The sequence below is a fragment of the Thioalkalivibrio sp. ALJ2 genome, from assembly GCF_000378325.1.
Classification (GTDB): Bacteria; Pseudomonadota; Gammaproteobacteria; order Ectothiorhodospirales; family Ectothiorhodospiraceae; genus Thioalkalivibrio.
In genome coordinates, this window is sequence record NZ_KB899554.1 from 995,120 (window position 1) to 1,018,267 (window position 23,148).

Here is a 23,148-nt window from a genome sequence, read left to right on the forward strand (position 1 = left end):
CGGTAACGGCAAAGGGGAACACCCTCAGCCAGGCCGAGCAGTCCGATGGCGGTCCCCCATCCGGTGGCCCCGGTGCTCGGGGTGGCGGTGGTTCCAAGGGCGGCTCCGTAATCAGGGTTCCGCGCGGGGTGCCGGGACGTGGTCGTTTAGGTCAATGGCAGGTGGTTGACGATCACCGAGTTCTGCCAGAACAGGGTCAGCAGGACGATCGGCGCGATATAGCGCAGGATCAGACGCCAGATATGAAAGGCTAGTGGTGGCCGCCCCAGCTCGTCGCGTGTGATCCTCACCGGCAGGATCCAGCCGGCAAACAGTGCGATCAGCAGGCCGCTGACCGGCAGCAGGATGTTGATGGCCGTGTGTTCCAGCAGGTGGTAGAGCGTCGGCAACTCGCGCCCCAGCACGACCAGGTCGATCTGGGCCCAGCCGGCCCCGGTAAACGAGAACATGGTGATCAGGCTGAAAGCCCAGATGCCCAGCGCGCTGCCCAGGGCAGCCTTCAGGCAGGAGATGCCAAAGTGTTCGTGCAGCAGGTGCACGAATACCTGGACGTTCGCGATCATGGTGCTGAAGGCCGCGAGGCTTAGCGCCGCGAAGAACAGCGTCGTGAGCAGGACCCCCGCCGGGATCGCGGACAGGGCCAGCGGCAGGGCCTCGAACATCAGGCCGGGCCCGGCGGCGGGATCGAGGCCATAGCCAAAGACCACCGGGAAGATCGCGACCCCTGCGATCAGTGCGATCACGGTGTCGGCGATCGCAACCCCGATGGCCGTGCCGGCGATGGAGGTTTTCCTGGGAAGATAGGCGCCAAACATCATCAGCACGCCGGCTGCCAGGGTCATGGTAAAGAACGCGTGCCCGACCGCGATCAGCAGGCTGTGTCGGTCGAGGGCGGAGAAGTCCGGGCGGAACATGAAGTCCAGAGCGGTTTCGGCGTCGCCGACCCAGAGACCGCCAACCATGGCGGCCAGCAGCAGCCCGAACAGCAGCGGCATCACCAGTGCTACACCGCGTTCCAGCCCGTTGCGTAGCCCCAGGGCCACAATCGCGAAGGTCGCCGCAAGGACCAGTGTAGTCCACAGCAGCATCCCCGGAAGCGATGTCTGAACGCCTTCGAAGATCGCGATGACCTCGGGCGCGTCTACCCCGGCGAAGGCCCCGCTGGCGGCCCGTGGCACATAGGAGAAGACCCAGCCGGTGACCACGGCGTAGAAGGTCATGATCACGAACAGGGCGATGATCCCGACCCAGCCAACCATCTGCCAGGCGTCGCGGACGCGCGCCTCGCGGGCGACGGCCAGTGCCGCGTACCCCGGAGAACGGCGCCCGCGCCGTCCGATCATGACCTCGGCCATCATGATCGGGATGCCGATCAGGGCAATGGTCAGCAGGTACACGGCCAGAAAGGCGCCGCCGCCGTTCTGGCCGAGGATGTAGGGAAACTTCCAGATGTTGCCGAGCCCGACCGCCGAGGCGGTGGCGGCCAGCACGAACGCATAGCCATGCGTCCAGCGCTGCCGGGTGGCGACGATGTCCATCAGCGGTGGACTGAAGGTCGGGTCAGGTAATCACATCGGGTTGGTCGCGCCCGGTCAGGCCCGGCAGGTCACCCAGCCGCACGGCAGCCTCGATCAGCGGACGCAGCAGCTCCTGCGGCTCGCGGTCCAGGTGCTCCGGGTGGGTCTCGTACTGCTCGATGTAGATGCGCAGGGTCGCTCCTTCAGTGCCAGTCCCGGAGAGGCGGAACACGATGCGCGCGCCGCCCTCGAACAGGACCCGCAGGCCCTGGTGCTCGGTCACGCTGCCATCCACCGGGTCGCGGTAGGCGAAGTCGTCCGCCTCCGTGACACGCATGCCGGCGAGCGACTGCCCCGGGAGGCTCGAGAGCTGTTCGCCGATGCGCGCCATCACCTGTTCGGCGCGGGCGGTGTCCAGCCCTTCGTAGTCATGCCGCGTGTAGTAGTGGCGACCGTAGTCGCGCCAGTGATCGCGCACGATCTCTTCCACCGACTGGCGGCGGGCGGCCAGCAGGTTCAGCCAGAACAGCACGGCCCACAGGCCATCCTTCTCGCGCACATGATCGGAGCTGGTGCCAAAGCTCTCCTCGCCGCACAGGCGGATGCGGCCGTCGTCCAGCAGGTTGCCGAAGAATTTCCAGCCGGTGGGTGTCTCGAAGCAGGGGATGCCGAGCGCCTCGGCGACCACGTCCACCGCCTGGCTAGTCGGCATGCTGCGCGCCACACCCTTCAGCCCGTCGGAGAACGCGGGGATCAGGTGGGCGTTGGCCGCCATGATGGCCAGGCTGTCGGACGGCGTGACGAAGAAATTCGGGCCCAGGATCAGATTGCGGTCGCCGTCGCCGTCGGAGGCCGCGCCAAAGTCCGGCGGGTTGCGCCCGTACAGGGCCTCGCACAGCTCGCGGGTATGGGCCAGGTTCGGGTCCGGGTGGCGTCCGCCGAAATCGGCCAGTGGTTCCGCACGCAGCAGGGTTTCGGCGGGGGCGCCCAGGCGGTTGATCAGGATTTCCTCGGCGTAGGGTCCCGTGACCGCATGCATCGCGTCGAAGCGCATGCGGAAAAAGTCCGAGCGCAGCAGTTCGCCGATGCGTTCGAGGTCGAACAGTGTCTCCATGTGGTCGGCGTAGGCACCCACGGGGTCGACGACCTCGATCGACATCTCGCCGAGATGGGTGGTGTGCAGATGATCGATATCGACGTGCGGCGTGCCGCTGGCGATGCGGTAATGGGTGAGCGACTTGCTGTGCTCGAAGATGGCATCGGTGACGCCGGGCGGTGCGGGCCCGCCGTTGGCCGTGTTCAGCTTGACACCGAAGTCTCCCTCCGGCCCTCCGGCGTTATGGGAGGCCGAGAGGATGATGGCGCCGGTGGCACCGCGCGAGCGGATCAGGTGGCTGGCGGCCGGGGTCGACAGGAGTCCGGCATAGCCGATCGCGACCTTCTTGACGTCGTTGGCCGCGGCCATGCGCAGGATGGTCTGGATCGCCTCGCGGTTGTGGAAGCGGCCATCCCCGCCGAGGATTAGCTCCCCTTCGCACAGGCTCGGGTGTGCCTCGAAGATGCTCTGGATGAAGTTTTCCAGATAGTGAGGCTGCCGGAACTGCCGTACCCGCTTGCGCAGGCCCGAGGTGCCGGGCTTCTGGTCGTTGAATGGCCGGGTCGTGACGACACTGATATCCATGAAGTCGTGAGTCCTTTTGGGTTGCACGCCGGGGATTCTCTTCTGGTTTGACGGTACCAAAAAGGGCTCGGGGTGTCCCGTGCCGGGCGAAGGGTTTGCGCATGGTTTTCGACACCCGCTGCGTGCCGCGCGCCTCGGAAGCGATGGATTCGGCTTGTATCGAGGCGGAAAGTCGATCGTGCAGAACCGGACATTATTCCTTGCGGGTACATTGGCCTGTGGTTGCCCGGGGGCTGTTAGACTGCGCGGCATGTTGCTGGATACCCGCACCCCCGCCCACCTCGAGCCGCGCCCGGTGACCTTCGCGGCGCTGATGGAGATGTACGAGGAGAACTACCTGTCCATACGGCGTCTGTGCCCCGAGTTGCACTGTCAGCCGGTGCACTCGGTCTCGCGGGTCGAGGGGGCGCTGGATCTGCATCTGGAGGTGCTGGAGCGCACGCGGTACACGACCACGCTGCGACTGACCTATGCCTTTGCCGGGCGCGATGAACCGCGCCTGCAGCCGGATGCCCGGGTGCGCCTGTTCCACGATGCGCGGCAGGCCGAGGTGCTGGGGCGTCACTGCCGGCGCAGCGGCGAGGACCTGGTGATCGACACGATCGCGGGGCACCCGGGGCTGGGCTGCCGCTGGCGGCATAACCGCTTTCTGTTCAAGTGGCTGCGCTACTGCTTGCGCCAGGGCCACCGCTTCTACCCGGACGCCACGCCCGCGCCGCTGGCGACGGACTAGTGCCCTGCCGGAGCAGGCTTGCCGGTCAGGTCAGAAGTTTTCGGTGGAGGTAAACAGGCCCACACGCAGGTCATGGGCCTCGTAGATCGGCCGGCCATCGACCTCGACGATGCCGTCGCCAATGCCGAGCACCAGCTTGCGCGAGATCACCCGCTTCATGTCGATGCGGTAGGTGACCTTCTTCGCGGTGGGCAGGACCTGACCGGTGAACTTCACTTCGCCCACACCCAGGGCGCGGCCGCGGCCGGGGTTGCCCAGCCAGGCCAGATAAAAGCCGACCAGCTGCCACATCGCGTCCAGCCCCAGGCAGCCGGGCATTACGGGATCACCAGGGAAGTGACAGGCGAAGAACCACAGGTCTGGATTGATATCCAGCTCGGCGATCATCTGGCCCTTGCCATGTTCGCCGCCATCGCTGTTGATCTCCAGGACGCGATCCATCATCAGCATGTTGGGGACCGGCAACTGGGCGTTGCCCGGGCCAAACATGTCGCCGTAGCCGCAGGCCAGGAGTTCGTCGCGATCGTACTGATTTTTCTGCATGGGGGCGCCGCTCGGGGAAAAGCCCGGTATTGGACCGAAACCCGCGCCTAAAAGCAATTGTGCCGGCCGAGGGCGCTGGCCGCCGGGCGGCGCCAGAGACGCAAGAATCAGGCGTCGGACGGGTAGCGCAGCAGCTCGGCCAGGGTGTAGAAGCGCGACCCGCGCAGGTAGCCGGCCTGGATGTCGGCCACCAGGGCACCGGGGCGGCCCTCGGCGTCGCGCTCGGCGATCCAGGACGCGGGCAGGGTGTCTAGGATGTGCGTGCAGGCCAGTCGACCATCTTCCAGGTGGCTGGCATGCACCTCGCCCGTACCTCGATGACGGAACGCGGGCAGCCAGCCGGCGGTGAAGCCGGCATCCAGCCAGCCGGGTTGTTCCATGCGTTCTGGGCCGGCGATGGGAAGCAGGTCGGTCTGCAGCATTGGGATTCTCCGGAGATTTACCCTCCCTATCGGCGCGCTTGTCGCAAACTTGAGCCAGGGGGGCGCGCACCGGATGGTTGGATCGGCCATAATCGCGGCGGGGAGAACCGGCGACAGGTGAGTGCCGGTTGCAAGCAGGGTAGGTGTGGGGCCCGGCGTGTCCGGGCGACAGGCAGGACCGACGAGGGGGTGGCGTGGCGATCACAATCCTGATGGTGACTCTGGCGATCGTGGTCGCCATCGTGCTGCTGGACTGGGCGCGGAATCCGGTGCGCACGGTGCTGCTTGCGATCACGGGCGGGCTGGTCCACCTGGTATGTGCGCTGCGCCGGCATCTCGTACATGTGCGGGATGCCGTGACCGGTTGGCATCGCCGGTATCTGGCACGGCTGGAGGCCGATCGTATCCACGGGGCGGTGGAGGCCCTGGAACGTCGGTATGCCCACCTGGTGGGGCATGACCTGGCGCAGATGCCGCAGCTTCGCCAGGAGTCCACTGAAACCTTGCGCGCCCTGCGCGAGGCCTACGAACGGGACGAGACCCGCCTGCTCGAGGAACCCGCCTGGGTAAGCCGTCTCGAGGCACTGGCCAGCACCCCCGTCAGTGATACCCCGCAGAGTCAGCGTCTCGCGCAGGATCTCCAGGAGACGATCCTGCGTATCGCGCGGCTGGGCATGGAGGAACACCGGCAGCTGGCGCAGGGCATGCTGGCCGCCCGGCGGCGGCTGGAGAGCCCGGTGGATCAGCTGGTCGGCCGTCTGGAGGGTCTGCAAAGGCGTCTGGGCGACCTGCAGCGTCAGGGGGGCCGCCTGGACCACGCCCTGACGCGCTGCGAGCAGACCGAGCCTTCGATCCGCCATCAGATGCCTTCGTATATCCAGGCCGTCAGCCAGGGTTTGCTGGGCCTGCTGGGGCTTGCGCTGACGGTGCTGGCGGTCACGGTGTACCACCAGCTCTTCGGGCCGCCGTTTGACGGGCAGTTCCCGGGTGCCGAGGACGCGGGGCCCGGGACGCTCTCGGATCGGATCATTGCGCTGCTGCTGGGGATTGCGCTGGTAAGCGGGTGGCTGCTGGCCGAGAGCCGCGGGGCGGTCCGGCTGCTGCCGCAGGCGGTGATGGAGCGCGACAACTGGGCCCGAATGGGCCTGGTGGTCACGGCATTGCTGGTGCTGGCCGCCGTGGTGGTGCTGTCGGGCCTGGCCGGTTATCACCTGGAGTGGGTCCGCTATCGCAACGATTTGCTGGAGACCCTGATGGCCGGGGAGGTCGCGCCACCGCCCACGCTGTACTGGACCGAGCAGATGGTTGGTGCGGCGGTCGGGCTGGTGGTGCCGCTGGTGGTGGCGCTTGCGCCGCTGTGGCTGGTCTCCCTCCTGCAGGCGATACGGGTGCTGGTCGGAGGGCTGCTCGGCATCCTGCTGGCGCTGCTGACGGGTGTGCTGCACCTGCTTGCCGTGATTGCATTGCAGCTGCGCAGGCTGCTGCCGGCCCTGTTCGAGCTGGTCACATTCCCGGCGCGCGCGGTGCGCGAACGGCTCGCGGACCGTTCGACGTCGGCCCGGGATGCGGATGCCGGAATGTGACGCGGATCACCCCGCAGGCGGTGCGTTGCCGCGAGCCACGAATGCCACTGTAGAATGCGCCCCCGGCCATGCAGGCGACGTTGACTCCATGGTCGGATCAGGCAACCAGGCGAGAGGCAGGACATGGGCATGCAGATGCAGCGGGTGATGCGCGGACTTACGGTATCCGGGATTCTGATCCTGGGCGGCTTGACCGCGACGGCAGTGATGGCCGAGACCACGCGTTTCGTCAGCGACGAGCTGGAGGTCGGGGTGCGGAATGGCACCGGGCCGAACAGCCGCATTATCAGTTCAGTGCGCTCGGGTCAGGAGGTCACGGTGCTCGAGGAGAGCGGCGATGGCCATACCCGTATTCGCCTGCCCAGCGGCACCGAGGCCTGGATCCTGACCCGTTACCTGCAGGACGAGCCGCATTCCCGTGAGCGCCTGGAAGAGGTCGAGGCCGAGCTGGCCGAGATTCGCTCGGGTGCGGACGACCAGGAAGGCCGGATTGCCGAACTGCTGGATACCCGCCGCGAACTCGAAGCCGAGCGCGATGGCCTGGAGACGCAGGTGGCGGACATGGAGTCCGAGCTCGAGGAGCTGCGCGACGTCGCGGAACGGCCGCAGGAGATCCAGCGCGAAAACCGGCGCCTGGAAAGCGAGCTGGTAGAGGCCCGTGATTCCGCGGACGAGTATCGCCGCCAGGTGGAGGTGATGCAGGCCGACAGCCAGCGGCGGTGGTTCATGACGGGTGCGGCGGTGACGGTTGGCAGCCTGATTCTTGGCATTATCCTGACGCGCATCCCATTGCGCCGCCGCCGCAGCGACTGGTACTGATCCCCCCTTCCGTCTCCGGGGTTGCCCGGGGACGCGCGCCGAAACGTGCCCCCATACGCGTTTCTTGCGTGCCGGCGATCGAGCCATTAGGCTTTCGCAGCTGTTTTGAAGCCGTCGCCGGTGGTCCTTGGTGGCGGACGCAACTCCAGGAGCGTGATTCCGGGCAGGTCGTACGGGGTCACGCGGATAACGCCCGACGCAAAAGGACTCAGCTGGCCGGATGCTCTACGCAATTCTGTCAACATTCCTGGTGGCCGCGATCGCACCCGCGGTCCATCGTGTCACCGGTCGCGCCAGCGGCTGGGTGCTGGGGCTCCTCCCGGCCGCGCTGTTCCTCTATTTCCTGAGTTTCCTCCCTGCGGTCTCCGCCGGCGAGTCCATCGTGCTCAGCTGGCCCTGGCTGCCGGGGCTGGATATCCACCTGTCGTTCCTGGTGGACGGCCTGTCGCTGCTGTTCGCGCTGCTGATCTCGGGTATCGGGTTCTTTATCGTCACCTATGCCGGGCGCTATCTCGAGGGGCACCGCGACCTCGGGCGCTTCTACGTGATTATCCTGGCCTTCATGGGCTCCATGCTGGGGCTGGTGCTGGCGGACAACCTCATTGCGATGTTCGTGTTCTGGGAGCTGACCAGCATCACGTCCTATCTGCTGATCGGCTATAACCACGAGAACGCGGACGCCCGGAAGTACGCACTGCAGGGCCTGATTGTCACGGTCGGTGGCGGCCTGGCGCTGCTCGCCGGGATCATCATGCTGGCGATGGCCGGCGGCTCCTACGAGCTCTCCGAGATCCTGGCCAACGGCGATGTCGTCCGCGAACACGCGCTGTACCTGCCTTTACTGATTCTGATACTGATCGGGGCCTTTACCAAGTCGGCCCAGGTCCCGTTCCACTTCTGGCTGCCGCGCGCGATGGCCGCGCCGACGCCGGTCTCCGCCTATCTGCACTCCGCCACCATGGTGAAGGCCGGGGTGTACCTGATGGCGCGCCTGAATCCTTCGCTGGGTGGCACCGATATCTGGTTCACCACGCTCGCGCTGTTCGGCGCGATCACCATGTTCACGGGCGTCTTCCTGGCCTTCCGCAGCACGGGCGTGAAGCAGGTCCTGGCCTATTCCACCGTGATGGCGCTGGGCACGCTGACCATGCTGATTGGTATCGGCACCGAGACCGCGCTGATGGCCGCGATGGCCTTCCTGCTGGCGCATTCTCTGTACAAGGGCGCGCTGTTCATGGTCGCCGGCATCCTCGACCACGAGGCCGGGGCCAAGGACTTCCTGCAAACCGGGGGGCTGCGCACCGCGCTGCCGATCACGGCCGCCTCCGCGATTCTTGCAGCGTTGTCGCTGGGTGGGGTTATTCCGCTGTTCGGCTTTGTTGCCAAGGAGCTGATGCTGGAGTCGGTGCTCGAGGCACCGGGTCTGGTGGGTATCCTGACGCTGCTGGCGGTACTGACCGCGATCCTCGGGGTGGCGGTCGCCGCGATCGTCGGCATCCGGCCGTGGTTCGGGGCTCGGGTGGAAACACCCAAGACCCCGCACCACGAGGCACCGCCGGCGATGCTGGCCGGCCCGGTCGTGCTGGCGAGCCTGGGACTGATCTTTGGCCTTGGGCCGGGGCTGGCGGACGACGGGCTGGTCAACGCCGCGGCGGCGAGCGTGCAGGGCGCGCCGGTGGATGGTTACCTGGCGCTGTGGCACGGCATTAACTGGCCGCTGGCGATCTCCGCGTTCAGCCTGGTCGCGGGTGGTCTGCTCTACTGGCGCTGGGAGCAGGCGCGTCGGGCCCTGGACTGGGTCGATCGGGCCGCTGAATACGGCCCGGAGAAGGGCTACTTCAAGATGATGGATGGCCTGGTCTGGATCTCCGAATGGCAGACCCGGGTCCTGCAGAACGGCTATCTGCGCTATTACGTGATCGTGATCGTGGCGATGACCGCGGGCCTGGTCGGAGTGACCGCGCAGCTGTTCAACGTGAGTGTCGGCACGGCGCACTTCGAGCGCCTGCAGATCCACGAGATGGCCATTATCGCCATCCTGGTGGCGTCGATGCTGTTCGCGGTGCTGACGCGCTCGCGTCTGGGCGCCGTGGCAGCGCTGGGCTCTCTGGGCTTTACGGTCGCCCTGGTGTACGTGCTGTACAGCGCGGCCGATGTGGGGATCACCCAGGTGCTGGTTGAGACCCTGACGGTAATCCTGCTGGTGCTGGTGCTGTTCCGCCTGCCGGGTTTCCTGAATCTGTCGTCTACCGCGCTGCGGCTGCGCGATGCCGGTATCGCGCTGGTCACCGGCGGCATGATCACGCTGCTGATGCTGAGCACAATGGATGCGCGCCTGTTCGACTCGATCTCGCAGTACTTCATCGAGGAGTCGGAGCCCTCGGGCTATGGCCGTAACATCGTGAACGTGGTGCTGGTGGACTTCCGGGCACTGGATACGCTGGGCGAGATCTTCGTGCTGGCCCTGGCCGCGATCGGGGTGTACGCGATGATTCGCTTCCGTGCGGAGGACCACCGCCGATGAACATGCACTCGCTGATCCTGCGCACGGCCGGGCACTTTCTGCTGCCGCTGCTGCTGCTGTTCTCCGTGTTCCTGCTGCTGCGCGGCCACGACGAGCCGGGTGGCGGGTTTATCGGTGGCCTGGTCGCGGCGGCGGCGATCGTGTTGTACCTGTTTTCCATGGACATCCGCTCCGCGCGCAAGGTGCTGCGCGTGGACCCGCGCGACCTGCTGGGTGCCGGCATGGTGCTGGCGGTCGTGAGCGCACTGCCCGCGGCCTTCCTGGGGCAGGCGTTCTTCACGGCCCAGTGGTGGGAATTCACGGCCCCGGTCTTTGGCGAGATCAAGCTCTCTACCGTGCTGATCTTCGATATCGGCGTCTATCTCGTCGTGATCGGGTCGGTGCTGACGATCATGCTCAACCTGGCGGAGGCAGAAGACTGATGGAAGTCGTCATGGCCTTCGTGGTCGGCGGTATGTACGCCGCGGCCATCTACATGATGCTCCGGCGCTCGATCGTCAAGCTGGTGATCGGCCTGGTGCTGCTGTCGAACGCGGCCAACCTGCTGATCTTTACGCTGGCCGGCATGCTGCCGGGCGCGCCGCCGCTGATCCCGCCGGGTGCCACGGTTCCTGAAGGGCTGTCGGCCGATCCGTTGGCGCAAGCCGTGGTGCTGACCGCGATCGTGATCGGCTTCGGCGTACTGGCATTCGCCGTAGTGTTGATACATCGCGCCTACGAGGTGGTGAAGGTCGATGATCTGGACCAGATGAAGGACACGGATCGATGAATATGTCCGTTGCCCTTCCGGTCATCATCCCGCTGCTCGCCGGCGCGCTGTCGGTGATGTTCTGGCGCTCGCATTTCGCGCAGCGTGCGCTGGGCGTGCTCGGCACCGGCGCCATGCTGGCGGCCACCGTCTGGCTGCTGTTGGAGACCTGGGAGAACGGCCATGTCGTGATGGAGATGGGCTCCTGGCCGGCGCCGTTCGGGATCGTGCTGGTCTCCGACATGCTGGCGGCGATCATGGTGGTGCTGACTGGCATCATCGGCTTTGCGACCGCGATCTATTCGCTCTCGGGCATCGGCAAGATGTCGGAGAAGTTCGGCTACTACCCGTTGCTGCATCTGCTGCTGGCGGGCGTGAACGGCGCGTTCCTGACCGGCGACATCTTCAACCTCTATGTCTGGTTCGAGGTGATGCTGGTCGCGTCGTTTGCGCTGCTGATCCTGGGTGGCGAGCGCTCGCAGATGGAAGGGGCGATCAAGTACGTCACCCTGAACCTGCTGTCGTCGATGATCTTCCTGACTGCGATCGGCCTGACCTACGGCCTGACCGGCACGCTGAACATGGCGGATATCGGCGACAAGCTCTCCACGGTGGAGGACACCGGGCTGATCACCGTGATCGCGATGCTGTATCTGGTCGCGTTCGGGGTGAAGGCGGCGGCGTTCCCGTTCTTCTTCTGGCTGCCGGCCTCTTATCACACGCCGAAGGTCGCGGTCTCCGCGCTGTTCGCGGGCCTGCTGACCAAGGTTGGGGTGTACGCGCTGTACCGCGTGTTCACACTGATCTTCAACCAGGATGTGGACTACACCCACGAGATCCTCCTGTGGGTGGCCGCGGCCACGATGCTGACCGGCGTGCTTGGGGCGGCCGCCCACTACGAGTTCCGGCGCATTCTGTCGTTCCACATCATCAGCCAGATCGGTTACATGATCATGGGTCTGGCACTGTTCACACCGCTGGCACTGGTCGGTGGGGTGTTCTACATCATGCACCACATCATCGTGAAGGCGAATCTGTTCCTGATCAGCGGGATCACCTTCGTGATGAAGGGGACCCATGAGCTCAAACTGATGGGCGGGGTCTACCGGACGAACCCGATGCTGGGCGTGCTGTTCTTGATCCCGGCGCTGTCACTGGCGGGTCTGCCGCCACTGTCCGGGTTCTTCGCCAAGTTCATCATCATCCGCGCTGGCATCGAGGCCGAGGCCTACTGGGCGGTAGGCGTGGCTCTGCTGGTGGGTCTGCTGACGTTGTATTCGATGATCAAGATCTGGGCCGAGGTGTTCTGGAAGGCGCAGCCGGAGGGCGTCGAGGGCGAGCTCCGTGATGTCAGTTCGGGCCCGATGATCTGGATGTGGGTGCCGGTGATCATGCTGGCGCTGATGACCGTGGCCATTGGCCTGTACGGCGAGCCGATCTACCAGATGGCGGCGATGTCCGCCGAGCAGCTCCTGGATCCGTCGCAGTATATTGAGGCCGTGCTGGGAGAATCACGGCAATGATCGCGCTGACCTGGAATATCGCGCTGGCCCTGATCTGGGTGTTCCTGACCGGGAACTTCACAGGGGGCAATCTGCTGATCGGGTTCTTCCTCGGCTATGTCCTGCTGGCGTTCGCGCTGCGTGACAAGCCGGCCTTCGCGAGCTACGCGCGACGGGTGCCCAAGTTCATCGCCTTCATTGGGTTCTTCCTGTGGGAGCTGTTCCTGTCGAACCTGAAGGTCGCCTACGATGTGATGACGCCGACGCACCACATGGTGCCGGGCGTGATTGCCTTTCCGCTGGATGCGCAGACCGATGGCGAGATCACGATCGTCGCGAACCTGATCTCGCTGACCCCGGGCACCCTGAGCCTGGACGTCTCGACCGACCGGAAGGTGCTCTACATCCATGTAATGTACCTGGAAGACCGCGATGCGGTGATTCGGTCGATCAAGTATCTGGAACACCGGGCCCTGGAGGTCCTGCGCTAGGCGCGGGGGACACAGATGTTCGAAATCGCCATCATCGTGGCCAATGTACTGCTCAGCATCTCCCTGGTGCTGGGGTTCTGGCGTCTCTATCTCGGGCCGACGCTGCCCGATCGCGTGGTGGCGCTGGAACTGATCGCGTCCCTGACCATTGGCTTTATCGCGGTGTACGTGATCTCCAGTGGCCGGACCCCGTTTATCGACGTGGCGATGGTGCTGGCTCTGACCGCCTTCCTCGCCGCGGTCGGATTTGCCCGCTATCTCGAGAAAGGGGGGCACCGCGAAGATGATTGAGCTACTGACGGCGTTGTTCCTGGTGTCCGGGGCCGCGTTCATGGTGGTGGCCGCGCTGGGGCTTGTCCGCATGCCGGATTTGCCGATGCGCCTGCACGCCACCACCAAGGCGGGTGTGCTTGGGGCCGGCCTGATGATGGTGGGGGTCGCCGTCTATTTCGGCGACGGGGGCGTGACCACCCGCGCCGTGGCAGTGATTGGTTTTCTGCTGCTGACGGCCCCGGTGGCCGCGCATGCGATCGGCCGTGCAGGGTATTTTGTCGGGGTGCCGTTGTGGGAACACACACGCTCCGACGAACTCAAGGGTCGCTACGACAACAAGACCCACACCCTTGCCTCGCCCCCGGAGATGAACGAGTCCTCCTCGGACGACGAACCCCGACGCTAAGTCCGACCTGGCTGGCATCGTGGTCGGTCAGCCATAAAAAAGCCGGGACGCAAGGTCCCGGCAATGGGCACAGTCGCAGGAGAGAAATACGACTGGAGGTCACTCAGCCATCAGTGCAGGTTCAGGCCGCCTGATGGGTTTCCTTCGCCTCGCGAGCGGCCTTGGCCTCTTCCGGCGAATAGGCCGCGCCAGACCAGAGCATTTCGTAGGCAATCTCTTCGTTACCGTTTTCGCACAGCTCCAGGACCTCCTGGAACAGCGGCTGGAAGGTCTCGCTGCGATGCGAGGCTTCGTGTTCTTCGAAGCTGCGCCAGAAGGTGATGATCAGCGCCTCCTTGTCCTTCATCGGGCTCTCCACGGCCTGGCCGATGGTCGAGCCCTCGTTGGAGACGGCGCCGGAATTCAGCGCGACAAAGCCGCCGACGAAGCCGGTGTCCGAGTGATAGGTCTTTACGTTCTCGCACAGCATGGCGACGCGCTCCTGCAGGTCGTCGATGCTGTACTCCGGCTTCAGGATCACGCGGTTGATGGTGACGACGCCGTCGGCCGGGAAGTTGTGGATCAGCTGGCTCATGGTTGTCCTCCTTTCGGGAACGGGTACCCCTCGGTTGGGGCACGGCTTGTTGGTTAGTTTGTTACCAACTGCTGATGAATAGTTCCTGAGTAATCTAGTCAAGAAAAAATTCGGTGCAACAAACCCGCGTTCCTGTTCAGGCCTTGCGCGTCAGGGCAGGGCGGTCTACCTTGCCGACTTCCCCATCAGGAATGCGTTCATGTCTGATCGCGAACTGAAAGATTTGCTCTATGACCAGGTCGCCCGGATCGGCAAGGCGGCGTCCAGCCCGAAGCGGCTGGAACTGATCGAGATCCTGGTGCAGGGGGAGAAGAGCGTCGATCAGCTCGCGGCGGATGCCCAGATCAGCGTCAAGCTGGCCAGTGCCCACCTGAAGGACCTCCGCCAGGCCTGCCTGGTGGAGTCCCGGCGCGATGGACGGCGTATCTTCTACCGGCTGGCAGACCCACGTGTGGCCGATTTCTGGGTCGTGCTGCGCGAGCTGGCCGAGAGCCGCTTGCTGGAGTTGCAGGGCGCTGTGCGCGACATGGCGGCCAGTGCCGGCGACATGGTGCCGCTAGGTGGCCAGGAGTTGCTGGAGCAGGCACGCATGGGTGAGTTGATCGTGCTGGACGTTCGCCCGGACACCGAGTACGCCACCGCGCATCTGCCGCACGCCCGCTCCATCCCGCTGCGCGAGTTGAAGCAGCGTCTGGACGAATTGGCGCCGGATGTCCCGGTCGTTGCCTATTGCCGGGGACCGTACTGCCTGATGGCGCGCGATGCGGTCGCGATCCTGGGCGAGCACGGCTTCCGCGCCGTCCGGTTGGACCACGGTGTCGCCGAATGGCGCCATCAGGGTCTGCCCCTGGAACAAGGGAAACACTGATCAGTCTTTCCCCGGGTCTCTCAGACCGCTGAGCCCACCTCGGCTGGCGGACCGCCCGCCAGTTCGTTTACTCCCACAACAGCGCCTCCAGCGGAGGCCTGTGGGCTATGTGCAATCGGACGTTCGTCCGTGTGCTGCGGTGGAGCCCCATCCGCATACGCCAGCACGTATTTGACATCCCTTCGGCCGCGGACTAGGTTACGTTCTAACGAACGTTAGAATGAATGCTGTGTCAGGTGGATTCCGTTCGATTGTGGGGCGAGGTTCCCGGAACGGAACCACTCGATTCCCCATTCTCGGCGATCTCTGGCCGTCATCATGGATGATCCAGGAGGTGTCTCATGTTTTTCCGTCAGTTACCGACTACAGAATCTTCATTGTCGTATCTGTTTGGATGCGGGTCGCTCGGCAAGGCGATTGCTGTGGACGTCGTCGAGGGTGACCAGGAGTGGTTCCTGGAGCAGGCACGCCAGATTGGCGTCGAGATCACGCACGTGATCGATACCCATGTCCATGCCGATCACTATTCCGGTGGTCGTGATCTTGCAGAGCGCACCAGCGCGAAGTACTGCCTTCATGAATCGGATCGCGAGGTGGTCGAGTTTGATTTTCATCCCCTGCGCGATGGCGACCGGATCGAGGCCGGTAATGTCGAAGTAGAGGTCCTCCACACGCCGGGCCATACGGAGGACAGCGTGTGTCTGCTGGTGACCGACAAACGTCGCGGCGGGCAGCCCTGGTTCGTGCTGACGGGGGACACGCTGTTTATCGGGAGCGTCGGGCGACCCGATCTGGCCGGGCAGGAGCGCGAGATGGCCGGGCGGCTCTACGACAGCCTGCATCAGCGGCTGCTGGGGCTGCCGGATGAGCTCGAGATCTATCCGGGCCATTACGCTGGAAGCGCCTGCGGCGCGGGCCTGTCGGGCAAGCCGTCCTCCACCCTGGGTTTCGAGAAACGCTTTAATCCGGGGCTCGCATTCAGCGATCGCGATGCGTTCGTCGACTTCCTGACGAGTGATATCCCCCCGCGACCGGCGGGCATGGACGCCTATGTAGCCGCCAATATCGCGGCCTGAGTGGCGCAAGACAAGGAACTCTGATGAGCGATCCATCCAGGGCCGCCCAGGCCTATGAACACCTGACCCACGGGATTCGCGAGAACCTCGGGCAGTTTGGGCAGCAACTGATCCAGGTCTTCTTCGTGGGCCTGACGATCGGGATGATGCGCACCGTCATCCCGGCGCTGGCCGAGGACGAGTTCGGCGTGGCCGAGGGCTCGTTCATGCTGCTGACCGCGTTCGTCGTCGCGTTCGGCGTGGTCAAGGGCGTGCTCAATTTCGTTGCCGGGCGGCTGTCCGAACGCATGGGGCGCAAGACCGTTCTGATGCTCGGCTGGATGGCGGCCATCCCGATCCCGTTCATGATCCTCTACGCGCCATCCTGGAGCTGGATTGTGGCCGCGACCGTCCTGTTAGGCGTGAATCAGGGGCTCGCCTGGTCGATGACCCAGACCGCGAAGATGGACATCACCCGGGGCGACGAACGCGGCTTCACGATGGGCATGAACGAGTTCTCCGGCTATGTCGGGGTGGCCGTGGCCGGGATCGTGACCGGCTATATGGCCGCTGCCCTCGGGCCGCGCATGGGGGTGTTCGTGTTCGGCATAGTCGTGATCGCGATCGCGGTCCTGATGACTGCACTGTGGGTGCGCGAGACCCTGGACTGGGCCAAGGCCGAGGGGGCCCGGCATGCGGCCGGGCAATCCACCGGGCCACAACCGCGCTATCCCAAATCGATCGCCGATACGCCGACCACCTGGGAGGTGTTCACGCTGATGTCCTGGCGTGACCGGCGCATGGCCGCGTTCAGCCAGGCGGGCCTGGTGGAGAAGTTCGTCGATGCCCTGGTCTGGGTGTTCTATCCGGTGTTCCTGTATCAGCAGGGGCTGAGCCTGGCCGCGATCGGCTGGGTCGTGGGGATCTACGGCTTTGTCTGGGGTGGCTCGCAGTTCGCCACTGGCAAGCTCTCCGACCATGTGGGGCGGTTGCAGCCCATCGTTTGGGGTATGTGGATTTGCGGTGCTGGCGTGGCCCTGACGCTGCTCGGCGAGGGGGTCGTCTGGTGGTCGTTCGCGGCGGCCGTAACCGGCCTTGGGATGGCGCTTCTGTATCCCAACCTGAGCGCGGCGGTCGCCGATATTGCCCATCCGAACTGGCGCGGCTCGGCGATCGGTACTTACCGCTTCTGGCGGGACCTGGGCTATGGCATCGGTGCACTGGCCCTTGGGATCGTTGCCCACATCGGCGGTTCAGTCACCTGGGGCTTCTGGTTCGTGGCCATCGCCATGTTCCTGTCCGGTGCGCTGGTACTGCTGTGGGGGGAAGAGACCCACCCGCGGCTGAATCCCGAGAAGGATTAGGCACCCGCCGCGCGCCTACCAGCGCGCCTTGTCCCACATGCCCGGGTTGGCCCAGAAGCGGGCATTCAGCCAGTCGGGCGTCAGCTTGTAGTCATACAGGCTGGTGCGGTAGACCGCATGATCCGGCGCGGCGGATTCGGCGTCCGGGTCCCGGCGAAAGCCCAGCGCAAGAAACTCGTTCAGCCCCCAGCGTTCATCGTCCAGCCGATGCAGGATCAGCACCTCGTCCGCCCAGCGATCCCGCAGCCCGCCGAGCAGGTTCTGGCCGGTCGGCCTATCCAGCGCGCTGAGGGTGTCCAGCAGCAGGACCAGTGGCACGCGGGATTCGGGCGGGTGTTCGAGAAAGTCCTCCACGGTGATCTGTTCCAGCCCCGGTGGGCTGTCCGGTGGCTTGGCCCCGGCCGCGAGCAGAACAGCCCGGCCCTCGCGCAGGCGGCGCGGCAGATGTCGGCGCAGGGCATCAATGTCGATCAACGCAGGCCTCCTTGGTAATTCCCGTCGCCTGTGCCGACGGCGTGTTCGTTATACTCTAAATGACTCCCACTGCTACTGCGGACCCGTTAGAAGGAAGCCCCTCATGTCCAAGGAACTGCTGACCGAATTCCTCTCCAAGCACCCGATCTCCGCGTCCCTGACGCCTGCGGAGGTGGAAGTCTTGCTCGAATACCTGGAGGTGGTGGAGACCCACCACAAGCAGGTGATCGCGGATATCGGCGAGGTGGGCGAGTCGCTGTTTTTCGTGGTGAGCGGGACGGCCGCGTTGTATCACGACGACGGCAGCCAGGAGATCGAGGTGGGCCGCATGCAAACCGGCGAGCTGGCCGGGTCGATGTCGTTCTTTGACCGGGTGCCGCGCGGCGTGCGCATGCGTGCGCTGAGCGACAAGACGCGGCTGCTGCGCCTGTCGCGCTCGATGTACGACCGCCTGCGTGTGGAGAACCCGTATATCGCGGTGAACCTGCTGGAGTTCGCGATCATCAGCCTGGATCACCTGATCCGCCGTGTCTCGGAGGACGTGGCGACCTACGCCCACTACCTCTACTCCCCGGGCAAGAAGTAAGCCCCCCGGGACCGCCCATGCTCGCGTCCCTGCAAACCATTGCGGAACACCTGTTGTTGCCGCCGGGGCTGGGTATCGCCCTGACGGTGCTGGGCGTGCTGTTGTGGCGGGCCGACTGGCGTGGTGGCCGGCCGCTCCTGGCGCTGGGGCTGCTGGCGCTGGTGCTGCCCAGCCTGCAGGTCGTGGCACAGCCCCTGGCGGATACCCTCGAGCGCGAGGTGCGCGACAGCGTACTGGCGACCGGGCGGGCGGATGCGATCGTCATCCTGGGCGGTGGCCGCTGGGTGGGGCGCGCGGAGGACGCCGGACACGACGCCCTGAACCCCCGCACCCACGAGCGTGTGCGCGAGGGCGCGCGGCTGCATCGTGCCACCGATCTCCCCATTGTGGTCTCGGGCGGGGTACCGAGGGCCCTGCCCGGGCGGCGTTCGGAGGCCGAACTGATGGCCGCGACCCTGCAACAGGATCTCGGTGTCTCGGCACGCTGGCTCGAGAACACCTCGCGCAACACCTGCGAGAATGCCACGCATACACGCCAGCGCTTGCAGGGGCAGGGCGTGGATACCGTGCTGGTGGTGACCCAGGCGATGCATCTGCCGCGGGCCCTGGAGTGTTTCGAGCGCGCCGGGTTCGACGCCTACCCGGCGCCCGCCGGTTTCCGCGGTGCCACCGGTGACCCGCGTAGCCTGCGGGACTTCCTGCCCACGACCGAGTCTATCGAGACCTCGCGCTTTGCCCTGCGCGAGTGGCTGGCGCGGGCGGCGTTGCCCCTGCGCGAGCGTCAGCGCGGCAGTTCGGGAGACTGAGGCCCGTGCCCCGTCCGGTGCGCTGGATACTGGCGGGGCTTTGCGCGGGCGGCATCGTGGCGATGCCGTTTCCAGTGCTGGCCGAGTCCGATGTGTCTTTTGGGGCCGATCTGAACATCGAATCGCTGATGCACGAGGCCCTAAGCGCCGAGGGGCTGAGCCCCCGCATTGGCTGGCGTGACGGGCGCCTGAGCCTCGAGCTGCGTGCCGAGCGCATCGAGCTGCCGGAGCCGGTGGGCACCCTGACGGCCGCGCGGGTGGAATGTACCGAGCTGCGCCTGACCCGGCGCGAGGTGGTCTGTGACGACGCGCGTCTGTGGGGACGCTCGGGCGACCTGCGACTGGACGGGCACCCCCTGTCGCTGGCCTGGGGCCGCGACAGCGGCGATCTCCGACTGGCTGGGGACTGGCCCGGTTGGTTCGGCGGGCGCGGGAGCCTGCGCGCGGATTTCGCCCCCGAACGCGGCTGGGATGTCGATGCCCGGTTGCGAGGATTGGATCTCCAGGCGCTGGCCGCATTCGACCGCTTGCCTCTGGAACTCCCCGTCGCCGTCGACGGGGGACGGGCGGACCTCGATCTGCGGTTGCGTCCGGATGGCCGGCTCACCGCACGTCTGGGGTTGGAAGATGTTGCGTTCAGCGATCCGCTGGGCCTGCAGGCCGGCGAGGAACTGCGCGGCCAGGCGCAGTTGTCCGGGGACGGCACGCGCTGGGACCTGGATCTCGCCCTGGAGGGTGGCGTGATCTACATCGACCCGTGGTTTGTGGACCTGGACGACGAGGGGCCGGTGGAGATTTCCCTCAATGGGTTGGAGGGAGACCCCGGGCCCCTGACGTTCCGGATGGATGTCCTGGGTCTGCGCTACGGCGCTGCGCTGGAGGCTCGCGGCGAGGCGGTGGCCTACGATCCGGAGGCGGGGCTGGATGGCGTATTTCACGGGCGGGTCCATGCGCTCGCCCCAGTCTACGATTCCTTGTTGGCGCCCTGGCTGGCCGGGACGGTACTCGGCGATCTGGCCACCGGGGGGCAGATCGCAGGGCATGTGGAGCTGGCGGGCTCGCAGCCCCGGCGCGCGGATCTCGAGTGGGCGGAACTGGATGCCAGCGACCGGCGGGGGCGTTTCGGCCTGGCCGGTGCGCGCGGGGCACTTGACTGGTCGGCGGACGAGGCGGGCAGCCCCGGGACCTTCGCGTTGGATGCCGCGCATCTGTATGGGCTGCCGTTCGATGCGTTCGAGGCGCAGGTCCGGGCCCTGCCAGCCGGCATGGAGCTGCTGGCCGAAACCGAGATCCCGATCTTCGATGGCGGGTTGCGGGTCGGGGCCTTCGAGTTGCGCCAGACCGACGCAGGACCGGATGTGCGTTTCGAGGGTGGTATCCGCGCGATCAGTCTGGAGCCACTGACCGAGGTGCTGGGCTGGCCGCGATTCTCCGGGCGGTTGGCCGGCATGATCCCCCGGGTGCGCTACGAGCGGGGGGATCTGAACGTCGATGGCCGTTTGCTGGTCCAGGTGTTCAACGGCGAGGTGGTGTTGCGCGATGTGTATATCCACGACCTGCTGGGCTATGCCCCGGAGCTGGGCCTGTCGGCCGAGATCCAGCGGCTGGATCTGGATCCGTTGACGCAGGCGTTCGACTTCGGTCGCGTCCAGGGCCGTATCTCCGGGCATGTGCGCGATCTGGTGATGGTGGACTGGTCGCCGGTGCGCATGGATCTGGAGTTGATGACGCCGGAGCGTGATCGCGGGCGCCGACGGATCAGCCAGCGGGCGGTGGAGAACATCACCGAGCTGGGCGGAGGGCTGCAGGCCGCGGCTTCGTCGGTCTTCCTGCGGGTGTTCGAGAACTTCAGCTACCGCCGTCTCGGGTTTCGCTGCGAGTTGCGTGGCGAGGTCTGCACCGCCTCCGGCGTGGCCGACCGTCCGGATAGCGGCTTCGTGCTGGTGCAGGGCGGGGGCATCCCGCAGATTCAGGTGATTGGCTACAACCGCCGGGTCGACTGGCCCGAACTAATCAACCGCCTGGCGACCATCCAGGCCGGAGATGGCCCGGTGGTGCAATAAGCGGCTTGGCGTTTGGTTACCGTTCAGGGTGTTGGTGTAGATTGGGCATCATGCGGGTTGAACCGCCTCGACAAGGGAAGTACGGCATGAAGGCTTTATGGAGTGTTCCGGGATTGGCGCTGGTGTTCGCTCTGATGGCGGGCTGCGTGACCATCAATATCTATTTCCCGACGGCCGCGGCCGAGGAGGCGGCGCGCGCGATCGTGCGCGACGCGCTGCAGGTCGAGGAGGGTACCCGGGAGCCGGAAGCGTCGTCTGAAGCCGAGCCCGGTGCGATGCTGATGCCGCGCAACAACCCGGCAAACGCCAACCTGCCGGTGCTGGCCTGGGTGCTGGATCGACTGGTGAGCCCGGCCTCCGCGCAGAGCCCCGACCTGCAGATCCAGACCCCCGGGATCAACCGTATCCGCGCCTCCATGCGCGAGCGGGCGCCGCAGCTCGCGCCGCATTTTCGCAGCGGGGCAATCGGCTTTGGGCGCAACGCCGATGTGGTGATCCGTGATTTGTCCGAGGTTCCGCTGCGCGATCGCAGTACCGTGCAGCGGCTGGTGAGCGAGGAAAACTCGGACCGCGACTCGCTTTACCGCGAGATCGCGCGCGCGAACGACCGCCCGGACTGGGAAGACCGGATTCGCGAGACCTTCGCCCGGGTCTGGGTGGAAGAGGCGCCCTCCGGTTACTGGTACCAGGACCGCAACGGCCAGTGGCAGCAAAAATAGCCCGCTCATGAGCCTGCCAGGCACAGGGAGTGGTTCGTGCCGGCGCTGACGCTGGCCGAACGCATCGAGGCCCAGCGCCAGCGTCTGGTATCGCTGGTGCAGGATACCGACCTGACGCGGCTCCCGCGCTGGAAGGCCCTGCTGCTCGGGATCGTGCGGGGTGCGGGCGCGATCGTGCACGAGGCCAAGGAAGGCCAGCTCACGCTGCGCGCGATGAGTCTGGTCTATACCACGCTGCTGTCCATCGTCCCGCTGATCGCGTTGTCGTTCTCCGTACTCAAGGCCTTCGGCGCGCACAACGCAGTCGAGCCGGTGGTGCTCGGGTTTCTCGAGCCGCTGGGGGAGCAGGGGGTCGAGATCGCGAACAACGTGATCGAATTCGTCGACAACATGCGGGTCGGCGTCCTCGGTTTTGTCGGTCTGCTGTTCCTCGTCTACACCGTGATCGCGCTGGTGCAGAAGATTGAACTGGCGTTCAACACCATCTGGCGGGTCGAGAACAGTCGCAACTTCGCCCAGCGCTTCTCCAACTACCTGTCGGTGATCCTGATTGGTCCGCTCCTGGTGGTCTCCGCCCTGGGTATCACCGCGACGGTGATGTCCACCACGGCCATGCAGACTCTGGCCGGGATCGAGCCGTTCGGCACGCTGATCACTGGCGCCTCGCGCATGGTTCCGTATCTATTGATCATGGCCGCGTTCACTTTCATCTACGTGTTTGTGCCAAACACTCGAGTACGGTTGTTCCCGGCCCTGGTTGGGGCTGTTGTGGCCGGCTTGCTGTGGCAGAGCGTGGGCTGGGGGTTCGCGACCATGGTGGCCGGTTCCACTCGCTATGACGCGATCTATTCGGGCTTCGCGATCATGATCCTGTTGCTGATCTGGATCTATCTGGCCTGGCTGATCCTGCTGATCGGGGCCAATGTGGCCTTCTACGTACAGCACCCCGAGTACATGACGGTGCGCGGCCTGCGCCTGCGCCTGTCCGGCGCGGCGCGTGAACGCATGGGCCTGCATCTGATGCAGCAGGTGGGTCAGCGTTTCCTCGACGGCCGCTCGCCGCCAACACTGGACCATGTGGCGCATGACCTGTCAGTGCCGGGCAATGCCCTGGGCGAGGTCGCGCAGGCGCTCGAGTCGGCGGGCCTGCTGGTGCGGGCCGGCACCGATGCCACCTGTTATGTGCCGGGCCGTGATCTCGAGCGGATCCGGGTGGACGAGATCCTGGAGGCCCTGCGCCAGGATGCAGATGCCCGCGCCCTGCGCCGTTTGCAGGGCGACCCGGCAGTCGAGGCCACGCTGGAGGAACTGGAGACCGCACGCCGTGACCGCCTGGACGGGCGTACGCTGCGCGACCTGTTGAAAAGCGAGGGGGCCGCAGCGGCGGCCACCTGATT

At 65.8% G+C, this 23,148-nt stretch carries 24 protein-coding genes; 18 read left to right on the top strand and 6 right to left on the bottom strand.

Annotated elements, in window-relative coordinates; genetic code table 11:
• Positions 1–146: 146 nt before the first annotated feature.
• Together F468_RS0104675 and F468_RS0104680 are read right to left on the bottom strand one after the other, a co-directional pair.
• Positions 147–1,538, bottom strand: a complete 1,392-nt coding sequence (locus F468_RS0104675; protein WP_018994686.1) for a sodium-dependent transporter — start codon at positions 1,536–1,538, stop codon at positions 147–149.
• 22 nt (positions 1,539–1,560) lie between these two features.
• Positions 1,561–3,198, bottom strand: a complete 1,638-nt coding sequence (locus F468_RS0104680; RefSeq protein WP_018174750.1) for an alpha-D-glucose phosphate-specific phosphoglucomutase — start codon at positions 3,196–3,198, stop codon at positions 1,561–1,563.
• Positions 3,199–3,448: 250 nt separating this feature from the next.
• On the opposite strand from F468_RS0104680, the gene F468_RS0104685 reads away from it, so the two are divergent.
• Positions 3,449–3,931 (top strand): DUF1249 domain-containing protein, encoded by a 483-nt coding sequence (locus F468_RS0104685; protein ID WP_012982156.1) that lies wholly within the window; start codon positions 3,449–3,451, stop codon positions 3,929–3,931.
• A gap of 30 nt (positions 3,932–3,961) precedes the next feature.
• Here the strand turns inward: F468_RS0104685 and fabA are convergent, their stop codons facing one another.
• The gene (fabA, locus tag F468_RS0104690; RefSeq protein ID WP_012982157.1) at positions 3,962–4,474 is read right to left on the bottom strand and encodes a 3-hydroxyacyl-[acyl-carrier-protein] dehydratase FabA; all 513 of its coding nucleotides are present in this window, start codon (positions 4,472–4,474) and stop codon (positions 3,962–3,964) included.
• 107 nt (positions 4,475–4,581) lie between these two features.
• Positions 4,582–4,896, bottom strand: a complete 315-nt coding sequence (locus F468_RS0104695) for a hypothetical protein (RefSeq protein ID WP_012982158.1) — start codon at positions 4,894–4,896, stop codon at positions 4,582–4,584.
• Positions 4,897–5,090: 194 nt separating this feature from the next.
• Here F468_RS0104695 and F468_RS0104700 point away from each other — a divergent pair, with 194 nt between their 5' ends.
• The 9 genes from F468_RS0104700 (at position 5,091) to mnhG (ending at position 13,242) form a co-directional block, all read left to right on the top strand.
• The gene (locus F468_RS0104700; RefSeq protein ID WP_018174752.1) at positions 5,091–6,479 is read left to right on the top strand and encodes a hypothetical protein; all 1,389 of its coding nucleotides are present in this window, start codon (positions 5,091–5,093) and stop codon (positions 6,477–6,479) included.
• Positions 6,480–6,608: 129 nt separating this feature from the next.
• Positions 6,609–7,298, top strand: a complete 690-nt coding sequence (locus F468_RS0104705; protein WP_018138673.1) for a TIGR04211 family SH3 domain-containing protein — start codon at positions 6,609–6,611, stop codon at positions 7,296–7,298.
• 220 nt (positions 7,299–7,518) lie between these two features.
• Positions 7,519–9,822, top strand: a complete 2,304-nt coding sequence (locus tag F468_RS0104710; RefSeq protein WP_018994687.1) for a putative monovalent cation/H+ antiporter subunit A — start codon at positions 7,519–7,521, stop codon at positions 9,820–9,822.
• Complete coding sequence (locus F468_RS0104715) at positions 9,819–10,244, top strand: Na+/H+ antiporter subunit B (RefSeq protein WP_012982162.1); 426 nt, start codon at positions 9,819–9,821, stop codon at positions 10,242–10,244. Before F468_RS0104710 ends, F468_RS0104715 begins: the two co-directional genes overlap by 4 nt.
• Positions 10,244–10,591: a Na+/H+ antiporter subunit C gene (locus F468_RS0104720; RefSeq protein WP_012982163.1), complete on the top strand. Its 348-nt coding sequence runs from the start codon at positions 10,244–10,246 to the stop codon at positions 10,589–10,591. The genes F468_RS0104715 and F468_RS0104720 overlap by 1 nt, the downstream gene beginning before the upstream one ends.
• Positions 10,588–12,093, top strand: coding sequence for a Na+/H+ antiporter subunit D (locus F468_RS0104725; protein WP_018174753.1), 1,506 nt, complete (start codon positions 10,588–10,590; stop codon positions 12,091–12,093). The genes F468_RS0104720 and F468_RS0104725 overlap by 4 nt, the downstream gene beginning before the upstream one ends.
• A complete protein-coding gene (locus F468_RS0104730; RefSeq protein WP_012982165.1) occupies positions 12,090–12,563 on the top strand; it encodes a Na+/H+ antiporter subunit E in 474 nt (157 codons plus the stop codon). Before F468_RS0104725 ends, F468_RS0104730 begins: the two co-directional genes overlap by 4 nt.
• A gap of 15 nt (positions 12,564–12,578) precedes the next feature.
• Positions 12,579–12,854, top strand: coding sequence for a cation:proton antiporter (locus F468_RS0104735; RefSeq protein ID WP_018138677.1), 276 nt, complete (start codon positions 12,579–12,581; stop codon positions 12,852–12,854).
• A complete protein-coding gene (gene mnhG, locus F468_RS0104740; protein WP_018138678.1) occupies positions 12,847–13,242 on the top strand; it encodes a monovalent cation/H(+) antiporter subunit G in 396 nt (131 codons plus the stop codon). Before F468_RS0104735 ends, mnhG begins: the two co-directional genes overlap by 8 nt.
• Before the next feature lie 121 nt (positions 13,243–13,363).
• Here mnhG and F468_RS0104745 read toward each other — a convergent pair whose 3' ends face one another.
• Positions 13,364–13,816, bottom strand: a complete 453-nt coding sequence (locus F468_RS0104745) for a hypothetical protein (RefSeq protein WP_017925939.1) — start codon at positions 13,814–13,816, stop codon at positions 13,364–13,366.
• A 199-nt stretch (positions 13,817–14,015) separates the two neighbouring features.
• On the opposite strand from F468_RS0104745, the gene F468_RS0104750 reads away from it, so the two are divergent.
• From F468_RS0104750 to F468_RS0104760, 3 genes are all read left to right on the top strand, one after another.
• Positions 14,016–14,684 carry a metalloregulator ArsR/SmtB family transcription factor gene (locus F468_RS0104750; protein ID WP_018994688.1) on the top strand — a complete coding sequence of 223 codons (669 nt, stop codon included), beginning with the start codon at positions 14,016–14,018 and terminating at the stop codon, positions 14,682–14,684.
• A 341-nt stretch (positions 14,685–15,025) separates the two neighbouring features.
• On the top strand, positions 15,026–15,760 hold the full coding sequence (locus F468_RS0104755) for an MBL fold metallo-hydrolase (RefSeq protein WP_026278824.1): 735 nt from the start codon (positions 15,026–15,028) through the stop codon (positions 15,758–15,760).
• 23 nt (positions 15,761–15,783) lie between these two features.
• Positions 15,784–17,103: an MFS transporter gene (locus F468_RS0104760; protein ID WP_018174756.1), complete on the top strand. Its 1,320-nt coding sequence runs from the start codon at positions 15,784–15,786 to the stop codon at positions 17,101–17,103.
• Between the two features lie 15 nt (positions 17,104–17,118).
• Here F468_RS0104760 and F468_RS0104765 read toward each other — a convergent pair whose 3' ends face one another.
• On the bottom strand, positions 17,119–17,577 hold the full coding sequence (locus tag F468_RS0104765; protein ID WP_018174757.1) for a DUF6231 family protein: 459 nt from the start codon (positions 17,575–17,577) through the stop codon (positions 17,119–17,121).
• 103 nt (positions 17,578–17,680) lie between these two features.
• Here F468_RS0104765 and F468_RS0104770 point away from each other — a divergent pair, with 103 nt between their 5' ends.
• The 5 genes from F468_RS0104770 (at position 17,681) to F468_RS0104790 (ending at position 23,146) form a co-directional block, all read left to right on the top strand.
• Entirely contained in the window at positions 17,681–18,163 is a 483-nt protein-coding gene (locus tag F468_RS0104770; protein WP_012982173.1) for a Crp/Fnr family transcriptional regulator, read from the top strand.
• A gap of 17 nt (positions 18,164–18,180) precedes the next feature.
• Positions 18,181–18,969: a YdcF family protein gene (locus tag F468_RS0104775; protein WP_018138682.1), complete on the top strand. Its 789-nt coding sequence runs from the start codon at positions 18,181–18,183 to the stop codon at positions 18,967–18,969.
• Positions 18,970–19,031: 62 nt separating this feature from the next.
• The gene (locus tag F468_RS0104780; protein ID WP_018994689.1) at positions 19,032–21,032 is read left to right on the top strand and encodes a hypothetical protein; all 2,001 of its coding nucleotides are present in this window, start codon (positions 19,032–19,034) and stop codon (positions 21,030–21,032) included.
• 86 nt (positions 21,033–21,118) lie between these two features.
• Positions 21,119–21,751, top strand: a complete 633-nt coding sequence (locus F468_RS0104785) for a YdbL family protein (RefSeq protein ID WP_038048915.1) — start codon at positions 21,119–21,121, stop codon at positions 21,749–21,751.
• A gap of 36 nt (positions 21,752–21,787) precedes the next feature.
• Entirely contained in the window at positions 21,788–23,146 is a 1,359-nt protein-coding gene (locus F468_RS0104790; RefSeq protein WP_018138685.1) for a YhjD/YihY/BrkB family envelope integrity protein, read from the top strand.
• Positions 23,147–23,148: the final 2 nt, after the last annotated feature.

Bases quoted from the DNA above. Each gene is read 5' to 3' on its own strand.
- F468_RS0104675 (WP_018994686.1), bottom strand. From the start codon at position 1,538: ATGGACATCGTCGCCACCCGGCAGCGCTGGACGCATGGCTATGCGTTC.
- F468_RS0104680 (WP_018174750.1), bottom strand. From the start codon at position 3,198: ATGGATATCAGTGTCGTCACGACCCGGCCATTCAACGACCAGAAGCCC.
- F468_RS0104685 (WP_012982156.1), top strand. From the start codon at position 3,449: ATGTTGCTGGATACCCGCACCCCCGCCCACCTCGAGCCGCGCCCGGTG.
- fabA (WP_012982157.1), bottom strand. From the start codon at position 4,474: ATGCAGAAAAATCAGTACGATCGCGACGAACTCCTGGCCTGCGGCTAC.
- F468_RS0104695 (WP_012982158.1), bottom strand. From the start codon at position 4,896: ATGCTGCAGACCGACCTGCTTCCCATCGCCGGCCCAGAACGCATGGAA.
- F468_RS0104705 (WP_018138673.1), top strand. From the start codon at position 6,609: ATGCAGATGCAGCGGGTGATGCGCGGACTTACGGTATCCGGGATTCTG.
- F468_RS0104710 (WP_018994687.1), top strand. From the start codon at position 7,519: ATGCTCTACGCAATTCTGTCAACATTCCTGGTGGCCGCGATCGCACCC.
- F468_RS0104715 (WP_012982162.1), top strand. From the start codon at position 9,819: ATGAACATGCACTCGCTGATCCTGCGCACGGCCGGGCACTTTCTGCTG.
- F468_RS0104720 (WP_012982163.1), top strand. From the start codon at position 10,244: ATGGAAGTCGTCATGGCCTTCGTGGTCGGCGGTATGTACGCCGCGGCC.
- F468_RS0104725 (WP_018174753.1), top strand. From the start codon at position 10,588: ATGAATATGTCCGTTGCCCTTCCGGTCATCATCCCGCTGCTCGCCGGC.
- F468_RS0104730 (WP_012982165.1), top strand. From the start codon at position 12,090: ATGATCGCGCTGACCTGGAATATCGCGCTGGCCCTGATCTGGGTGTTC.
- F468_RS0104735 (WP_018138677.1), top strand. From the start codon at position 12,579: ATGTTCGAAATCGCCATCATCGTGGCCAATGTACTGCTCAGCATCTCC.
- mnhG (WP_018138678.1), top strand. From the start codon at position 12,847: ATGATTGAGCTACTGACGGCGTTGTTCCTGGTGTCCGGGGCCGCGTTC.
- F468_RS0104745 (WP_017925939.1), bottom strand. From the start codon at position 13,816: ATGAGCCAGCTGATCCACAACTTCCCGGCCGACGGCGTCGTCACCATC.
- F468_RS0104750 (WP_018994688.1), top strand. From the start codon at position 14,016: ATGTCTGATCGCGAACTGAAAGATTTGCTCTATGACCAGGTCGCCCGG.
- F468_RS0104755 (WP_026278824.1), top strand. From the start codon at position 15,026: ATGTTTTTCCGTCAGTTACCGACTACAGAATCTTCATTGTCGTATCTG.
- F468_RS0104760 (WP_018174756.1), top strand. From the start codon at position 15,784: ATGAGCGATCCATCCAGGGCCGCCCAGGCCTATGAACACCTGACCCAC.
- F468_RS0104770 (WP_012982173.1), top strand. From the start codon at position 17,681: ATGTCCAAGGAACTGCTGACCGAATTCCTCTCCAAGCACCCGATCTCC.
- F468_RS0104775 (WP_018138682.1), top strand. From the start codon at position 18,181: ATGCTCGCGTCCCTGCAAACCATTGCGGAACACCTGTTGTTGCCGCCG.
- F468_RS0104780 (WP_018994689.1), top strand. From the start codon at position 19,032: ATGCCGTTTCCAGTGCTGGCCGAGTCCGATGTGTCTTTTGGGGCCGAT.
- F468_RS0104785 (WP_038048915.1), top strand. From the start codon at position 21,119: ATGAAGGCTTTATGGAGTGTTCCGGGATTGGCGCTGGTGTTCGCTCTG.